Here is a 14,202-nt window from a genome sequence, read left to right as displayed (position 1 = left end):
GGCGGTGGCGTGACCTTCGGCGATGAGAGCGTCACGCTTCTCGACACCCTCGCGGACGTGCTCTTCGTGCAGACGACGGGCCAACTGGAGCAGGCTGTTGGTGCTGCTGGTCTCGTCGGCCTCGGACACGGCCGGGGCGGAGTAGGCGGGAGCGGACGCCACGGCGGCGGGGGCCGCGACGACGGGCTCGGGCTCGACGACCGGCTCGGGCTCGACGGCCTCGGGGGCCGAGGCGGGAGCCGGTGCCGACGCAGGAGCCGGGGCGCTGGCCACCGGGGCCGACACGGGGGCGGCCTGCGTCGCGGGGGCGGACTCGCCCGACGAGAGGCGTTGACGCAGCTCGTCGTTCTCCTGGTTGAGACGTCGCAGCTCGGCGACGACCTCGTCGAGGAAGTCGTCGACCTCGTCCTGGTCGTATCCCTCGCGGAACTTCGTCGGCTGGAACCGCTTGTTGACTACGTCTTCCGGCGTCAAAGCCATTGCCGTCACCTCGTGCATCTGTTGGATCGTGTGATCGTGGTCTGTGTCGTTCTTCTACACCGTAGAGGAACGGGACCCGGTCGGGCCGGGGTCGTGCCGTTCAGGCGCTGCAGTGAGCCTACCCTGTCACTCGCCGACGACGTGGTCAGCCGACGGCGCGGAGCCCGGAGGCGACGCTCATCAGGATGATCACGGCCAGCATGATGATGCTCCAGCCGAAGTCGAGTGCGACCGAACCGAGCCGCACGGGCGGCAGGATCTTGCGCACGCGACGGATGGGCGGATCGGTCACGGTGTAGGCGACCTCGGCCAACACGAGGACGGGCCCTCGGGGACGCCAGCCACGACTGAACGACTGCGCCAGGTCGAGCACGAAGCGCGCCCACATGAGCAGGAAGAAGATCAGCAGCACGTAGTACGCGATCGTGGCGATCAGGTAAGTGATCATCGGGGGGTCATCAGCTCACACGAGTCGGCGCGAGGGGACTCGCGGGCGGGCAGGTCGTCACGTCGACGCGGAGAAGCCGGGACGACGGACTCGTCACGACTGGGCGAAGAACGACGCTTCGATGTCGGATTCTACCTCAGCCTGCTCGCCGCTCACCGCGATGTGCGCCGGTGACAGCAGGAAGACCTTGTTCGTCACGCGCTCGATCTTGCCGTACAGCCCCTGCGAGAGTCCGCTGGCGAAGTCGACCAGACGACGGGCGTCCGCCTCGGTCATCTGCGACAGGTTGATGATCACCGGGATGCCGTCTCGGAAGCTCTCGGCGATCGCCTGGGCGTCCTTGTACTCGCGGGGGTGGACCGTCAGGATCTCGTTCATGTCGTGGGGCACCGTGTTCTTCGGGGGCGAGGAGCGACGCAGGGGCGTCACGGGGGCGCGGGTGGGCGCGGGGGCGGCAGTGGGAGCCGAATGGACCGGGGCGACCGGAGCCGGAGCCTGCGCGGCCGCCTGAGGTCGCGACGACTGCTGGGGCTGCGCTCGCTCGTGGGGCTGCTCGTCGTACTCGAGCTCTTCGTCGGCGAGGCCCAGGTAGACCATCGTCTTGCGCAGCGGGTTGGCCATGGTGTTCCTCCGAGTCAGTGGATCGTCAGGTCCGACATTAACGAGCATCGGGGCGAGAACCCGTGATTGCCGTGCCGATCCGTAGGTGTGTCGCGCCCTCGGCGACGGCCTCGGCGAAGTCGGGGGACATGCCGGCCGAGATCGCGTCGGCCGTCGCCTCGAGGGACCGCACCCGCTCGGAGACCGCCCGGAGGCGCGCGAAGGCGGGTCGCGCCTCCTCGTCCAAGGGGGCGACCGCCATGACGCCCCGCAGCCGCAGCCCCGGGGTCGAGAGCACCTTCTCGGCCAGCGTCTCGACGTCCCGCTCGGCGACTCCCCCGCGGCCCGGATCGTCGGTCAGGTTGACCTGGACGAACCCGTCGACGACGGAACCGGAGTCGTCGGACAGACCGTCGACCACGGAGTCACGGTCGAGCGAGTGCACGGCGTGTGCGTAGCGCCGGGCCTGCCGCGCCTTCTTCGACTGCAACTGACCGACGAAATGCCACCGGAGCCCGTCGAGGTCGCTCAACTCGGCGGCCTTCGCCTGCGCCTCTTGATGACGGTTCTCTCCGACGTCGCGGACGCCCAGGGCGTACAGCGCACGGATCAGGCCGGGCGGGTGGAACTTCGTGACGACGATCGTGGTGAGCTCGTCCGGAGACCGTCCCGCGGAGGCGCAGGCATCGTCGACGGCCGCGGCGACCCGGGCGAGACGCTCGCCCAGGTCGCCGTCGACACACGTCGGATCGGTCATTCGTCGTTACTTGAGGAAGTCCGGGACGTCGAGGTCGTCGTCACCGTCGTCGAAGGCCGGGTCGACGGCCTGGGTCGCGGGCTCTTCGGGCCGCTTCCAGGCAGCGGGCTCGTGCGTCGCACCGCTGTCGGCGATGGCCGAGACGCCGGCGACCGAGGTCGCCGTGGGGCCCTCGGAGTCGACGAAGCTCGACCGGCGGTCCTTCACCTTGGTCGAAGGCTCGCCACCGTCGAAGCCGGCTGCGATGACCGTCACGCGCACCTCGTCGCCGAGGGTGTCGTCGATCACGGCACCGAAGATGATGTTGGCCTCGGCGTGGACGGCCTCTTGGACCAGACGGGCTGCGTCGTTGATCTCGAAGATGCCCAGGTTCGAACCGCCCTGGATGGACAGCAGCACGCCGTGCGCACCGTCGATGCTCGCCTCGAGCAGCGGGGAGGCCACGGCCAGCTCTGCCGCCTTGATGGCGCGATCGGCGCCCCGCGACGAACCGATGCCCATGAGGGCCGAACCCGCGCCCTGCATGACCGACTTGACGTCGGCGAAGTCGAGGTTGATCAGACCGGGCGTGGTGATCAGGTCGGTGATGCCCTGGACACCGGCGAGGAGCACCTGGTCGGCCGTGCCGAAGGCCTCGACCATGCTGATGCCGCGTTCGCTGATCTCGAGCAGACGGTCGTTGGGGACGACGATGAGGGTGTCGACCTCGTCCTTCAGGGCGGCGACCCCGGCCTCGGCCTGGGCCTGACGGCGCTTGCCCTCGAAGCCGAAGGGCTTCGTGACGACACCGATGGTCAGGGCGCCGATCGACTTGGCGATGCGAGCGACCACCGGGGCGCCGCCCGTGCCGGTGCCACCGCCTTCGCCGGCCGTGACGAAGACCATGTCGGCACCCGCGAGGGCTTCTTCGATCTCTTCGGCGTGGTCCTCGGCCGCACGGCGTCCGACCTCGGGGTCGGCACCGGCGCCGAGGCCCCGGGTGAGCTCGCGACCGACGTCGAGCTTGACGTCGGCGTCGCTCAGCAGCAGCGCCTGGGCATCGGTGTTGATGGCGATGAACTCCACCCCGCGGAGCCCGAGTTCGATCATGCGGTTGACGGCGTTGACGCCACCGCCGCCGACACCGACGACCTTGATCACGGCTAGGTAGTTATGGTTCGTTGTCACGTCCGGGCCTCCGCTTGAACCTTAACTCTGCAGTTGAAGGTTAAAGTTGTACATGGTATGCAAGTTCTGCAGTCACAAGGTATGGGTGCGCTGCAGGCGCAGTCGCCAGGGTGTCCAGCGTGTCGCGAACACACCCTCTCATCTCGTCCTGATGATCCCGTTGTCGGGAGCGGACACGTCGTACTCGACGCTCGCACCCGGGTCGCGCCGGGCCTGGTCCGCGATCAGACCCGCGAGCACCTGTGCTTTCTTCGCCGACTCGTCGGCGCTGCCCCACACGACCCGTTCGCCGGAGGTGAGCTGCAGGGTCACGTCGTCGGCCGTCGATGCCGTCACGGTGTCGACGGTGGACCGCAGCGTGACCGGCAGCGCCAACAGCACCTCGGCGACCGAGCGGTAGGCGGGGCCGTCCAGGGCCGCTCCCCCGACGTCGACGAGGGGCACCCCCTCTTGCCGGGCGTCGAGCTCCTGGACGACGACGCCGGCCGGGTCGACGAGTTCGAACCCCTCCCCCGCGGCGACCGTGGCCACGGGCTGGCGCTCCTGGATGCGGACGACGAGCGTGTGCGGCGGAGCGGTCTCGGTCACGTAGCTGGCGATCAGGGGGAAGGCCGCGAGCTCGCGGGTGACCTCGTCGAAGTCGATCATCGCGAGGGGGGTCCCGAGCTGTCCGTCGAGTGCCGTCCGGACGGCCGAGGCGTCGACGCGTTCGGTCCCTTCGACGCGGATGGTCTGCAACGACAGCAGCGGGGAGAACACGGCGACCGCGACGGACGCGACGAGGAGGAGGACGACGGCCCCGAGCGACACCAGGGTCGCCCGACGGTGTCGGCTGCGACGCGTGAAGCGACGGACCTCGACGCGTTCGACGCGCCTCCGTTCGCTCGACGCCCGACGTGCCTGCTTGCGGGCCGCGGCGGCTCGCGCCTTGGCCTCGGCGGCCGTGCCGTCGGGTGCCACGATGCGCGGCGGCTGGGAACCGCCGGGGGCGCCCGTGGCGTGCGAGTCGGTCGCGTCCGTGGACGCGGGCTTCGACAGGCGGGCGCGCCCGGCCGCAGGGGCTCCGGCGACCGTCCCGAGACGGCCCCTCAGCGTGGACGGGGACGACGACGAGCCGGTGCCCCCGTCGCCCCGCGCCGGCGGGCCACCCGTCGCCGCGCGGCGGGGGCGCGGAGCGCCCGCGAGGGGGACGGGCCCCGTGGCGTCCGCATCCCGGCCGCGCCGGCGACGGGTCGGAGCCGCCGGAGGGGGCGCGGCGGGTTCCGGCTCGTCGAATCCGTCGGGCCGCTTCATCGGAGGGCCCCCGACGCCACGGACCTGCTGTGACGAGTCACTCCGCGGAGTCCTCCGCGATGGCGACGACGGGCTCGTGAGCCGCGTCGAGCGAGCCGAGCAGTTGCGGCACGATGCGGTAGACGTCGCCGCAACCGAGCGTGATGACGAAGTCCCCGTCGCGCGCGACCTCGGCGGTGCGGTCGGCCGCGGCCTGCCAGTCGGACACGTAGTCGACCCGGTCGGGGTCGGCGAAGCGTTCGGACACGAGAGCGCCGGTGACGCCGGGCTCGGGGTCCTCGCGCGCACCGTACACGTCGAGCACGATGGTGTGGTCCGCGAGCCGCTCGTAGGTCTCGGCGAACTCGCCCGCCATCATCCGGGTCCGGCTGTAGAGATGCGGTTGGTGCACGGCGATGAGGCGCCCGTCGCCCACCACGGAGCGCGCGGCCTGCAGTGCGGCGGCGACCTCGGTGGGGTGGTGGGCGTAGTCGTCGTACACGCTGACACCCCGGACGACACCGTGGAGCTCGAACCGTCGCTCGGTGCCCCCGAAGGTCTCGAGGCCCGCGATGGCGGCCTCGGGGTCGACGCCCAGACCGACGAGGACGGCGAAGGCGCCGGCGGCGGTGACGGCGTTGTGGCGCCCGGGCACGCGCAACTGCACGGGCCACGAACGGCCCTCGGCGTGCAACGTGAACGAGACGGGACCGATCGAGGCGATGTCGCTCAGGCGCACGTCGGCGTCGACGGCCTCGCCGAAGGTCACGACGTGCGGGTGGTCGAGACGCCCGGTGACGCGGACGGCCCCGGCGTCGTCGCTCGAGACCACGACGAACTCGCGCGCGGCCGACGCGAACCGGACGAAGGCGTCGTCGAACGCCTCGTGCGAACCGTAGTGGTCGAGGTGGTCTGCGTCGACGTTGGTGATCAGGGCGACCGAGGTGTCGTAGAGCAGGAACGACCCGTCGGACTCGTCGGCCTCGACGACGAACAGGTCGTCGTCGCCGCCGCGGGCGCTGACGCCCAACGACTGGATGACCCCGCCGTTCACGAAGCTCGGGTCCTGCCCCGCGGCGAGCAGGGCGGTGACGATCATGCCGGTCGACGTGGTCTTCCCGTGCGCACCGGCCACAGAGACGAGGCGCTGGTGTCCGATGAGCCAGGCGAGTGCCTGAGAGCGGTGCAGGACGGGCAGGCCCTTCGCCAGCGCGAGCTGGTACTCGGGGTTGTCCTGCCAGAGCGCCCCGGTCACCACGAGCGTGTCGGCCTCGCCGACGTTGGCGGCGTCGTGACCGATCACGATCTCGGCGCCCAGCGACCGGAGGGACTCGACGGCTGCGCTGTCGCGGGCGTCCGACCCGGTGACCCGGTGGCCGGCGGCGAGGAACACGCGGGCGATGCCGCTCATGCCGGAGCCGCCGATGCCGACGAAGTGGACGGCGCCGAGTTCGGCGGGGATCGGCTGGTCGAGGTCGGGCTTGATCATGATGTCTCGCTGAGGTCGGAGTTCTGGGAGGACGAGGAGGCGCGGCCCACGGCGTCGAGGACGAGGTCGACCGTGCGGTCGGTGCCGTCGCGCACCCCGACCGAGGCGGCACGGACCGCCATGTCGGCCACGACGGCCCGGTCGAGCAGCAGCGGGGCGGGCGTGCGCGCGACCCACGCGGGCGTGAAGTCGGCATCGGCGACGAGCAGCGCTCCCCCGGCACCGACGACGTCGGTGGCGTTGTGACGCTGCTCGCCGTTGCCCACCGGGTAGGGCACGAGCACCGAGGGCAGGCCGAGCGCGGTGAGCTCGCTCACCGTGGCCGAACCGGCCCGGGAGACGACGAAGTCGGCCGCCGACAGCGCGAGGTCCATGCGGTCGCAGTACCGCACCAGGTGGTGACCGTCGAGATCGGTCGAGGTGAGGTCGGACTTCTCACCCGTGATGTGCAGGATCTGCCAGCCGGCGCCGAGCACGCTGACGGCTGCCTCCGACATGGTCTCGTTGAGGCGACGAGCACCGGTCGAGCCGCCCGTGACGAGCAGCGTCGGCCGCGCGGGGTCGAGGTCGAACGTCGCGACGGCCTCGTCGCGGTGGGCACGCCGGTCGAGGGACTCGATCTCGTCGCGCAACGGCATGCCGACCTGCCGTCCACCCCGGAGGCGGGTGGAGCGGAAGACGACGCCGACGTGGGGCGAGAGGAACGCGCCGAGGACGTTCGCCATGCCGGGCTTGGGGGTGGCCTCGGGGGCGACCACGGGCGCCCTCGACCGCCAGGCGGCGACGTAGGCGGGGGCGGCTGCGTAGCCGCCGAAACCCACGACGACGTCGACGTCGTGTTGCGCGAGCAAGGACCGGATGCCGTCGATCGCGCCCGCGAGGCGGCCGGGGAAGCGCAGAGCCGCCGGGGGGGGTGGGGGGGGGAGGGGCAGCGGGGGCAGGGTCAGCAGCTCGTACCCGCGTTGCGGGACGAGCCGGGCCTCGAGCCCCTCGGCCGTGCCGAGCACGAGGACCGTCGCGTGGGGTTCGCGCCGGCGGAGTCGGTCGGCCACGGCGAGGAGGGGGTTCACGTGCCCGGCGGTGCCACCGCCGGCGAGGAGATACGTCGTCACCGCAGAGACCCTACCCGCTGTTGCGGGAGCCCCTGCGGCGCGCCTGCTTCTTCGGGGACCCGGGCGAACGAGAGCACCACGCCGATGGCCACGAGCGTGACGATCAACGCCGACCCACCCGCCGAGATCAGTGGCAAGGGGACGCCCAGGACGGGCAGCAGCCCCAGCACGACCGCGATGTTCACGAGCGCCTGGCCGATGATCCACGCCGTGATGGCCCCGGTCGTCACGCGGACGAAGGGGTCGTTCGTCCGCCGGATGATCTTGACGAAACCGACGGCGAGGACGATGAACAGCGCCAACACGACCATCGCGCCGATCAGCCCGAGCTCTTCACCGATGATGGCGAAGATGAAGTCGTTGTCGGCCTCGGGCAGCCAGGACCACTTCGACTTCGAGTTGCCGAGGCCGACGCCGAAGAGTCCCCCCGAGGCCAACGCCCAGGTGCCGTGGAGGGTCTGCCAGCATTCGGCCTGGTACTGGCTCGAGTCGGTGCAACCCGACAGCCAGGCGGCGATGCGTGAGTTGCGCGAGCTCGAACCCTGGGCGATCAGGGGCACGACGACCGCCAGGAACGCGAGCGGAGCGAGCAGGTAGCGCAAGCGGACACCGGCGAACCAGACGGCCGCGAAGACGAGCAGGAGCATGATCATGGTCGTCCCGAGGTCGCCGCCGAGCACGACGAGACCGATCGCGACGCCGGCGACGGGCACGAGCGGGATCGCCAGGTGCTTCCAGTCGTCGAGCAGGTCGCGCTTGACCGAGAGGATCATGCCGAGCCAGATCGCCAACGCGAGCTTGACGGCCTCGGAGGGCTGCGCCGTGAACGAGCCGAGGTCGATCCAGTTGCGGTTGCCGCCGATCTCGTAGCCGAGGGGCGAGAAGACGAGGAGTTGCAGGACGATCGTCGCGCCCAGGACGTGCCACGCCCAGCGCTTGAGGAACGACACGGGCAGCCGCGACACGATGAGCATGAGCGGGATGCCCACGGCCGCGTAGGTGCCCTGCCGGATGAACGCGCCGAAGAACGACGTGTGTCGCGACGAGATGTACTGCTCCACCGACGACGACGAGAGCACCATGACGAGCCCGAGCACGACCATGAACAACGTCGTGCCGAGGATCACGAAGTACGAACCGGTCTCGGCGGCGAAGAGCTTCTTGACGCGGACGACGGCACCGGCGGTGCGTTTCGAGGACCCCAGGCCGCTCGACGCGTCGTCGGTCGGTCGGACGGGCCCGCGGCGCGTGCGACTCGACTCAGTCGGCCGACGGCGCGGGAGGCTGGACGGCGGGTTGGCCATCGACGTCACCCCTCAAGTGTTCGTGTACGGCCTGGGCGAAGGATCGCCCGCGGGCCGTGTAGTCGGTGAACTGGTCCATGGACGCCGCCGCCGGGGCCAGGAGCACGGTGTCTCCGGGTCGGGCCAGGCTCGCGGCGAGGCGCACGGCCGTCGGCATCACCTGCCCAGTGTCGGTGGCGTCGACCTCGAAGACGGGGATGCCGGGCGCGTGTCGGGAGAAGGCCTGTCGGAGGGGCTCACGGTCGACTCCCACGAACACGGCTGCCCGGACGGCGCCCGTGGACTCGAGGACGAGCGGCTCGACGTCGACGCCCTTGAAGAGGCCTCCGACGATCCACACGACCGACGGGAAGGCCGTCAAGGAGGCGCGCGCGGCGTGGGGGTTGGTCGCCTTCGAGTCGTCCACCCACGTCACTCCGCCGGACTCGGCCACGACCTCGGTGCGGTGGTGGTCCACCGCGAAACCGGCGAGGGCGTCGCGGATCGAGACGGGGGCGACGCCCACCGCACGCACGAGCGCGGCGGCGGCCAGCACGTCCTCGACGAGGTGGTCGGCCCCGAGACCGACGCCCTGGAGCGCCTCCCGGGTGGTCAGTTCGAGCGCCTGGGAGCGACGCTCGGCGAGGAACGCACGGTCGGCCAGCACGGCGACGCCGTCACCCGTCACGATGCCGACCTCGCTCGGCCCCGGGGCGTCGAGGCCGAAGCCCACGGCGCGACAGCCCTCTTCGACGTCGGCCTCTTCCACCATGCGGAGGGTGGCCTCGTCGGCCTTGTTGTAGATGCAGGCCACGACCGTGTTCTCGTACACCTTGGCCTTGGCGGCACGGTAGGCGTCCACGCCGCCGTGCCACTCGAGGTGGTCCGCCTCGAGGTTGAGACAGACGGAGGCGCGGGGCCGGAGGGCACCGGGCCCCTCGGTCGGCAGGTAGTGCAGTTGGTGGCTGGAGAGCTCGACGACGAACAGGTCGAAGCCGTCGGGGTCGCGCACCGCGTCGAGGACGGGGACGCCGATGTTGCCGCAGGGCGCCACGCGGCGGCCGTCCGCGGCGGCCATCGCCGCCGCCAGCTGCGTCGTCGTGGTCTTGCCGTTGGTCCCCGTGACGAGCACCCAGTCGGCCACGCGCTCGACCATGTCGCGGACGCGCCAGGCGAGCTCGACGTCGCCCCAGACGGCCAGCCCCGACTCGACGGCCCACCGGACCAGGGGGTGATGGGGAGCGAACCCCGGGCTGGCGACGACGAGCTGCGCGTCGAAGCCCGTGAGCGTGGACGAGGGTGCCTCGAGGGACTCGACCTCGTCGAGACGCGCCCCGATCAGGTGCAGCAGTTCGGCTTTGTCCGGATCGACGGCAGGGGCCACGACGAGGACGTCGGCACCCAGCTCGGCAAGGGTGTCGGCCACCGAGAAACCTGTCGCACCGAGCCCGAGGACGGCTACCCGGAGGCCGGACCAGTCGGCATGCCAACTGTCGAGCCCGGACAGTCGTTCGACGAGGGGGGCGGTGCTGCCGTCGCTCATGAGGTGCGGAGGATCCATTCGAGGTAGAAGGTGCCGACGCCGGCGGCGACGAAGAGCCCGGCGATGATCCAGAAGCGGACGACGACGGTCACCTCGGCCCAGCCCTTGAGCTCGAAGTGGTGGTGCAGGGGGCTCATCAGGAAGATGCGCTTGCCCTTCGTGATCTTGAAGTACGCGCGCTGCAGGATCACCGATCCCGTGACGACGATGAAGAGGCCACCGATCAGGACGAGCAGCAGCTCGGTGCGGCTGAGGATCGCCAGGGCGGCCAGCGCACCGCCGAGGCCCAGCGACCCGGTGTCGCCGAGGAAGATCTGTGCGGGCGAGGTGTTCCACCACAGGAAGCCGATGAGACCACCGCAGATGCAGGCGGCGACGACGGCGAGGTCGAGCGGGTCGGCCACCTGGTAGCAGGCGGCCCGTGTGGCCTCGTCGAGACGCACGCTCGTGCAGAGCTGGTTGTTCTGCCAGAAGCCGATGAAGATGTACGACGCGATCGCGAGGATCGACGCACCTGTGGCGAGGCCGTCCAGGCCGTCGGCGACGTTGACGCCGTTCGAGGTGCTCACGGTGATGAGGACGACCCAGATCAGGAACAACCCGCCGCCGATGATCGTCCCGAAGAACATGAAGTCGAGCCACGGGATGTCGCGGAGCCCGGAGATCATCGTCGACGCGGGTGCCAGCCCGCGCTCGTTCGTGAACGAGAGCGCCAGGACGGCGAACACCGCCCCCACGACGACCTGCCCGGCGATCTTCGCCCAACCGCCGAGTCCGAGGCTGCGCTGGTTGCGCACCTTGAGGAAGTCGTCGAGGAACCCGACCACACCGAGGCCGACCATCATGAACAGCACGAGCATCCCGCTGAGCGTGAGCTCGTCCCGGCCGACCAGGTGGCCGATGAAGTAGCCCAGCACCGTGCCGATGATCAGGACGATGCCGCCCATGGTCGCCGTGCCGCGCTTCGTGTGGTGGGACTGCGGGCCGTCGTCGCGGATGAACTGGCCCCAGCCGAGCCGGTGGAAGAGCTTGATGAACGCCGGTGTCATCAGCAGCGTGAAGGCGAGGGAGAACCCGCCGCCGATCAACAGCGCGATCATGCGGTCACCCCGGCCAGACGATCGCCCAGGAGGCGCAGGCCGGCCGACTTGGACGACTTCACGAGGACGACGTCCCCGGCTCGCAGGGTGCCCTGCAGGAGGTCGTACGCCTCGTCGATCGTGTCGACCAGCACGCTTTCTCCGTCCCACGAGCCTTCGAGGCCCGCCGCCATGTGGATGTGCCGCGCCTCGTGACCGACGACCACGAGCTGGCGGACGTTCAGCCGGACGACCAGTCGGCCGACGCGGTCGTGCTCGTCACGCGCGTACTCGCCGAGTTCGGCCATCTCGCCGAGGACGGCCACCGAGCGGTGGTCGGGACCGGTGATCTGGGCGAGCGTCTTCAGTGCCGCGGCGACCGAGTCGGGGCTCGCGTTGTAGGCGTCGTTCACGACGGTGACGCCGCCGGGCGCGTCGAGGACCTCCATGCGCCACCGCTCGGCCCGCGTCACGCCCTCGAGGACCGAGACGGCCCGGTCGAGGTCGACGCCCCATTCACCGACGACACTGAGGGCCGCCAGGGCGTTCATCACGTGGTGCTCGCCCAGGATGCGCAGCGAGACCCGGCGACTCGTGTCGCCGTGCTCGAAGGTGAAGGAGGTGCCCGCGGCCGAGACGTCGACGTCGGACGCCTGGTAGTCGGCCGACGGGCTCTGCCCGAAGGTCACGACCCGGGCGGCGGTCACGGACGCCATGCCGGCGACGCGGTCGTCGTCGGCGTTGAGGACGGCCGTCCCCGTGGCGGGCAGGTCGGTCACCATCTCGGCCTTGGCCGCACGGGTGCCCTCGATGCCGCCGAAGCCGCCCGCGTGGGCGAGCCCGACCTTCAGCACCACCCCGGTGTCGGGACGGGCGATGTCGACGAGACGGGCGATCTCGCCCGGCCCGCTCGCACCCATCTCGACGACCAGGTACTCGGTGGCCTCGTCGATGCGCAGCATCGAGATCGGCGCGCCGACGTGGTTGTTGAACGACCCCTGCGGCGCGACGGTGGGTGCGACGTCGCTCAGGACGGCGCGCAGCATGTTCTTGGTGCTCGTCTTGCCGTTGGAGCCCGTGACACCGACGACCTTCAGACGGCCGAGACCTCGGACGTGCTCGACGACGGCGGCGGCGAGGCGCGACAGCGCGACGACTCCGTCGTCGACGACGACGAGCGGTGCGGTCGTCTCGACCTCGCGCTCGGCGACCACCAAGGCCGCGCCGTTCGCGGTGGCGGCCTCGACGAAGAGGTGGCCGTCGGTGACCTCACCCCGCAGGGCGAAGAAGAGGGACCCCGGAGTGACCAGACGCGAGTCGGTCTCGACCGTGCCGTCGACCGGGGTGGCGACCCGCGCCTCCTCGGGGTGGACCAGGCGACCGCCGGTGATCTCGGCGATCCGGAGGGGCGTGAGCGCGATCACTCGGACCACCCGGCTTCGCGCAGGGCCGCTCGGGCCTCGTCGCGAGCGGAGTACGGGGTGCGCTCGCCACGGATGTCGCGGTAGTCCTGATGGCCGGGGCCGGCCCAGAGGATCGAGTCCCCCGCGCCGGCCAGGGCCACGGCCGCTCGGATGGCGGCCTCGGGCGGGCTGACCTCGTGGATCTCGTGGTCGGGGTAGGCCTCGCGGGCGGCGTCGACGAGGGTCTTGCGGATCGAGGCCGGGTCCTCGAAGCGGGGGTGGTGGTCGGTCACGACCAGGATGTCGGAACCGGCGGCGGCCACCCGGGCCATCTCGCCGCGCTTCGTCGTGTCGCGGTCGCCGTCCGCACCGAACAGCATGATGACCTTGCCGGGTGTGAAGGTGCGGACCGCGGCGAGAGTGGTGAGGAAGGCGTCGGGGCTGTGGCCGAAGTCGACGTAGACGCTCGGGCCGGTGTCACCCGAGACGCGCTCGGTGCGCCCGGGCAGGTAGGCCACGATGCCGCCGTCCGCGTCGAGGGCCTGGCCGATGGCCTCGAGCTCGAAGCCCGCCTCGACCAGCATGACGATCGCCAGGGCCGCGTTCGCGACCATGTGCCACCCGATCAGCGGGACGCGCGTCACGAGCGATCGCTGCTCGGGACCCGACAGGCGGAACTCGGTGTACGCGGCCTGCTCGTCGAGGATCTCGACCGTCCAGTCGGCCTCGACGTCGGGGAGGATCGTGATCGTCGTCAGGGGGATGCGGGCGTTGTCCACCACGCGCTGGCCGTACGGCGAGTCGAGCGACACGACGGCACGACGGGCACGGTCGGGCTGGAAGAGCGGCAACTTGGCCTGGAAGTACTCCTCCATGTCGGCGTAGTCGTCGAGGTGGTCGTGGCTGAGGTTGGTGAAGGCGGCGACGTCGAAGACGAGACCGTCGACGCGGTTGCGGCTGAGCGCCTGCGCACTGACCTCGACGGCCACCGCACGCACCTCGCTCTCGCGCATGCGAGCCAGCAGGGCGTGCATCTCGCTGGCCTCGGGGGTCGTGAGACGGCTGACGACGGTGAGGTCCCCGATGTGACGCTCGGCCGTGCTGCTCAGACCGGTGACGAGGCCCAGCTGTCGAAGGACGCCCTCGAGCAGGTACGACGTGCTGGTCTTCCCGTTGGTGCCGGTGACCGCGAGGAGCAGGGGCGCGTCGTCGCTGTCGGTGCGGTAGATCCAGGCCGAGAGCTCGCCGAGGGCCGCCCGGGGCGAGTCGACGAGGACCACGGGCAGCCCGCTGGACCGGGCCAGCTCGGCACCCGCGGCGTCGGTCAGCAGGGCCACGGCACCGCCGTCACGTGCCTGGTCGGCGAACTCGGCTCCGTGCCGGTGCGCGCCGGGCACGCCCACGTACAGGTCGCCGGGGTGGAGGTCCGCCGTGCTCAGCGTGATGCCGGTGATCTCGATGCCGTCGAGGGAACCCTCGTGCTCGAGTCCGAACTCGCTGACCAGTTGGGCGAGTGACCTCGCCGACGGATGTTCCGGTCGAAGGACCGGGGGGATCCGGGCGCTCAAA

The 14,202-nt window shown here is 70.9% G+C and carries 13 protein-coding genes; all 13 read right to left on the bottom strand.

Going from position 1 to position 14,202, the window contains the following annotated elements; genetic code table 11:
- A partial coding sequence (locus AEQ27_RS11585) for a DivIVA domain-containing protein (protein ID WP_152970336.1) occupies positions 1-480 on the bottom strand: 480 nt, incomplete at its 3' end.
- A gap of 145 nt (positions 481-625) precedes the next feature.
- Positions 626-928 carry a YggT family protein gene (locus tag AEQ27_RS11580; RefSeq protein WP_054146794.1) on the bottom strand — a complete coding sequence of 101 codons (303 nt, stop codon included), beginning with the start codon at positions 926-928 and terminating at the stop codon, positions 626-628.
- A 93-nt stretch (positions 929-1,021) separates the two neighbouring features.
- Complete coding sequence (locus AEQ27_RS11575) at positions 1,022-1,549, bottom strand: cell division protein SepF (protein ID WP_054146793.1); 528 nt, start codon at positions 1,547-1,549, stop codon at positions 1,022-1,024.
- Positions 1,550-1,586: 37 nt separating this feature from the next.
- Positions 1,587-2,285 carry a YggS family pyridoxal phosphate-dependent enzyme gene (locus tag AEQ27_RS11570; protein ID WP_054146792.1) on the bottom strand — a complete coding sequence of 233 codons (699 nt, stop codon included), beginning with the start codon at positions 2,283-2,285 and terminating at the stop codon, positions 1,587-1,589.
- 6 nt (positions 2,286-2,291) lie between these two features.
- The gene (gene ftsZ / locus AEQ27_RS11565) at positions 2,292-3,452 is read right to left on the bottom strand and encodes a cell division protein FtsZ (RefSeq protein WP_054146791.1); all 1,161 of its coding nucleotides are present in this window, start codon (positions 3,450-3,452) and stop codon (positions 2,292-2,294) included.
- Between the two features lie 138 nt (positions 3,453-3,590).
- Positions 3,591-4,745: an FtsQ-type POTRA domain-containing protein gene (locus AEQ27_RS11560; protein WP_152970335.1), complete on the bottom strand. Its 1,155-nt coding sequence runs from the start codon at positions 4,743-4,745 to the stop codon at positions 3,591-3,593.
- Positions 4,746-4,782: 37 nt separating this feature from the next.
- Positions 4,783-6,213 (bottom strand): UDP-N-acetylmuramate--L-alanine ligase, encoded by a 1,431-nt coding sequence (gene murC, locus AEQ27_RS11555; RefSeq protein ID WP_054146790.1) that lies wholly within the window; start codon positions 6,211-6,213, stop codon positions 4,783-4,785.
- Positions 6,210-7,325, bottom strand: coding sequence for a glycosyltransferase (locus AEQ27_RS11550; protein ID WP_054146789.1), 1,116 nt, complete (start codon positions 7,323-7,325; stop codon positions 6,210-6,212). The genes murC and AEQ27_RS11550 overlap by 4 nt, the downstream gene beginning before the upstream one ends.
- On the bottom strand, positions 7,322-8,629 hold the full coding sequence (gene ftsW, locus AEQ27_RS11545; RefSeq protein WP_082383468.1) for a putative lipid II flippase FtsW: 1,308 nt from the start codon (positions 8,627-8,629) through the stop codon (positions 7,322-7,324). The genes AEQ27_RS11550 and ftsW overlap by 4 nt, the downstream gene beginning before the upstream one ends.
- Positions 8,586-10,151, bottom strand: a complete 1,566-nt coding sequence (gene murD / locus AEQ27_RS11540) for a UDP-N-acetylmuramoyl-L-alanine--D-glutamate ligase (protein ID WP_054146803.1) — start codon at positions 10,149-10,151, stop codon at positions 8,586-8,588. Before murD ends, ftsW begins: the two co-directional genes overlap by 44 nt.
- Positions 10,148-11,251 (bottom strand): phospho-N-acetylmuramoyl-pentapeptide-transferase, encoded by a 1,104-nt coding sequence (mraY, locus tag AEQ27_RS11535; RefSeq protein WP_054146788.1) that lies wholly within the window; start codon positions 11,249-11,251, stop codon positions 10,148-10,150. Before mraY ends, murD begins: the two co-directional genes overlap by 4 nt.
- Positions 11,248-12,654, bottom strand: a complete 1,407-nt coding sequence (murF, locus tag AEQ27_RS11530) for a UDP-N-acetylmuramoyl-tripeptide--D-alanyl-D-alanine ligase (RefSeq protein ID WP_054146787.1) — start codon at positions 12,652-12,654, stop codon at positions 11,248-11,250. Before murF ends, mraY begins: the two co-directional genes overlap by 4 nt.
- Positions 12,651-14,201: a Mur ligase family protein gene (locus AEQ27_RS11525; protein ID WP_054146786.1), complete on the bottom strand. Its 1,551-nt coding sequence runs from the start codon at positions 14,199-14,201 to the stop codon at positions 12,651-12,653. The genes murF and AEQ27_RS11525 overlap by 4 nt, the downstream gene beginning before the upstream one ends.
- Position 14,202 lies beyond the last annotated feature (1 nt).

It is taken from the genome of Frigoribacterium sp. RIT-PI-h, assembly GCF_001297205.1.
Taxonomy (GTDB): domain Bacteria; phylum Actinomycetota; class Actinomycetes; order Actinomycetales; family Microbacteriaceae; genus Frigoribacterium.
The sequence above is the reverse complement of the archived record's forward strand: the minus strand, read 5'-3'. Positions and strand labels throughout refer to the sequence as shown.

What these genes read in the sequence shown, in the direction of transcription:
- AEQ27_RS11580 (WP_054146794.1), bottom strand. Translation starts at nt 928, where the DNA reads ATGATCACTTACCTGATCGCCACGATCGCGTACTACGTGCTGCTGATC.
- AEQ27_RS11575 (WP_054146793.1), bottom strand. Translation starts at nt 1,549, where the DNA reads ATGGCCAACCCGCTGCGCAAGACGATGGTCTACCTGGGCCTCGCCGAC.
- AEQ27_RS11570 (WP_054146792.1), bottom strand. Translation starts at nt 2,285, where the DNA reads ATGACCGATCCGACGTGTGTCGACGGCGACCTGGGCGAGCGTCTCGCC.
- AEQ27_RS11560 (WP_152970335.1), bottom strand. Translation starts at nt 4,745, where the DNA reads ATGAAGCGGCCCGACGGATTCGACGAGCCGGAACCCGCCGCGCCCCCT.
- murC (WP_054146790.1), bottom strand. Translation starts at nt 6,213, where the DNA reads ATGATCAAGCCCGACCTCGACCAGCCGATCCCCGCCGAACTCGGCGCC.
- ftsW (WP_082383468.1), bottom strand. Translation starts at nt 8,629, where the DNA reads ATGGCCAACCCGCCGTCCAGCCTCCCGCGCCGTCGGCCGACTGAGTCG.
- murD (WP_054146803.1), bottom strand. Translation starts at nt 10,151, where the DNA reads ATGAGCGACGGCAGCACCGCCCCCCTCGTCGAACGACTGTCCGGGCTC.
- mraY (WP_054146788.1), bottom strand. Translation starts at nt 11,251, where the DNA reads ATGATCGCGCTGTTGATCGGCGGCGGGTTCTCCCTCGCCTTCACGCTG.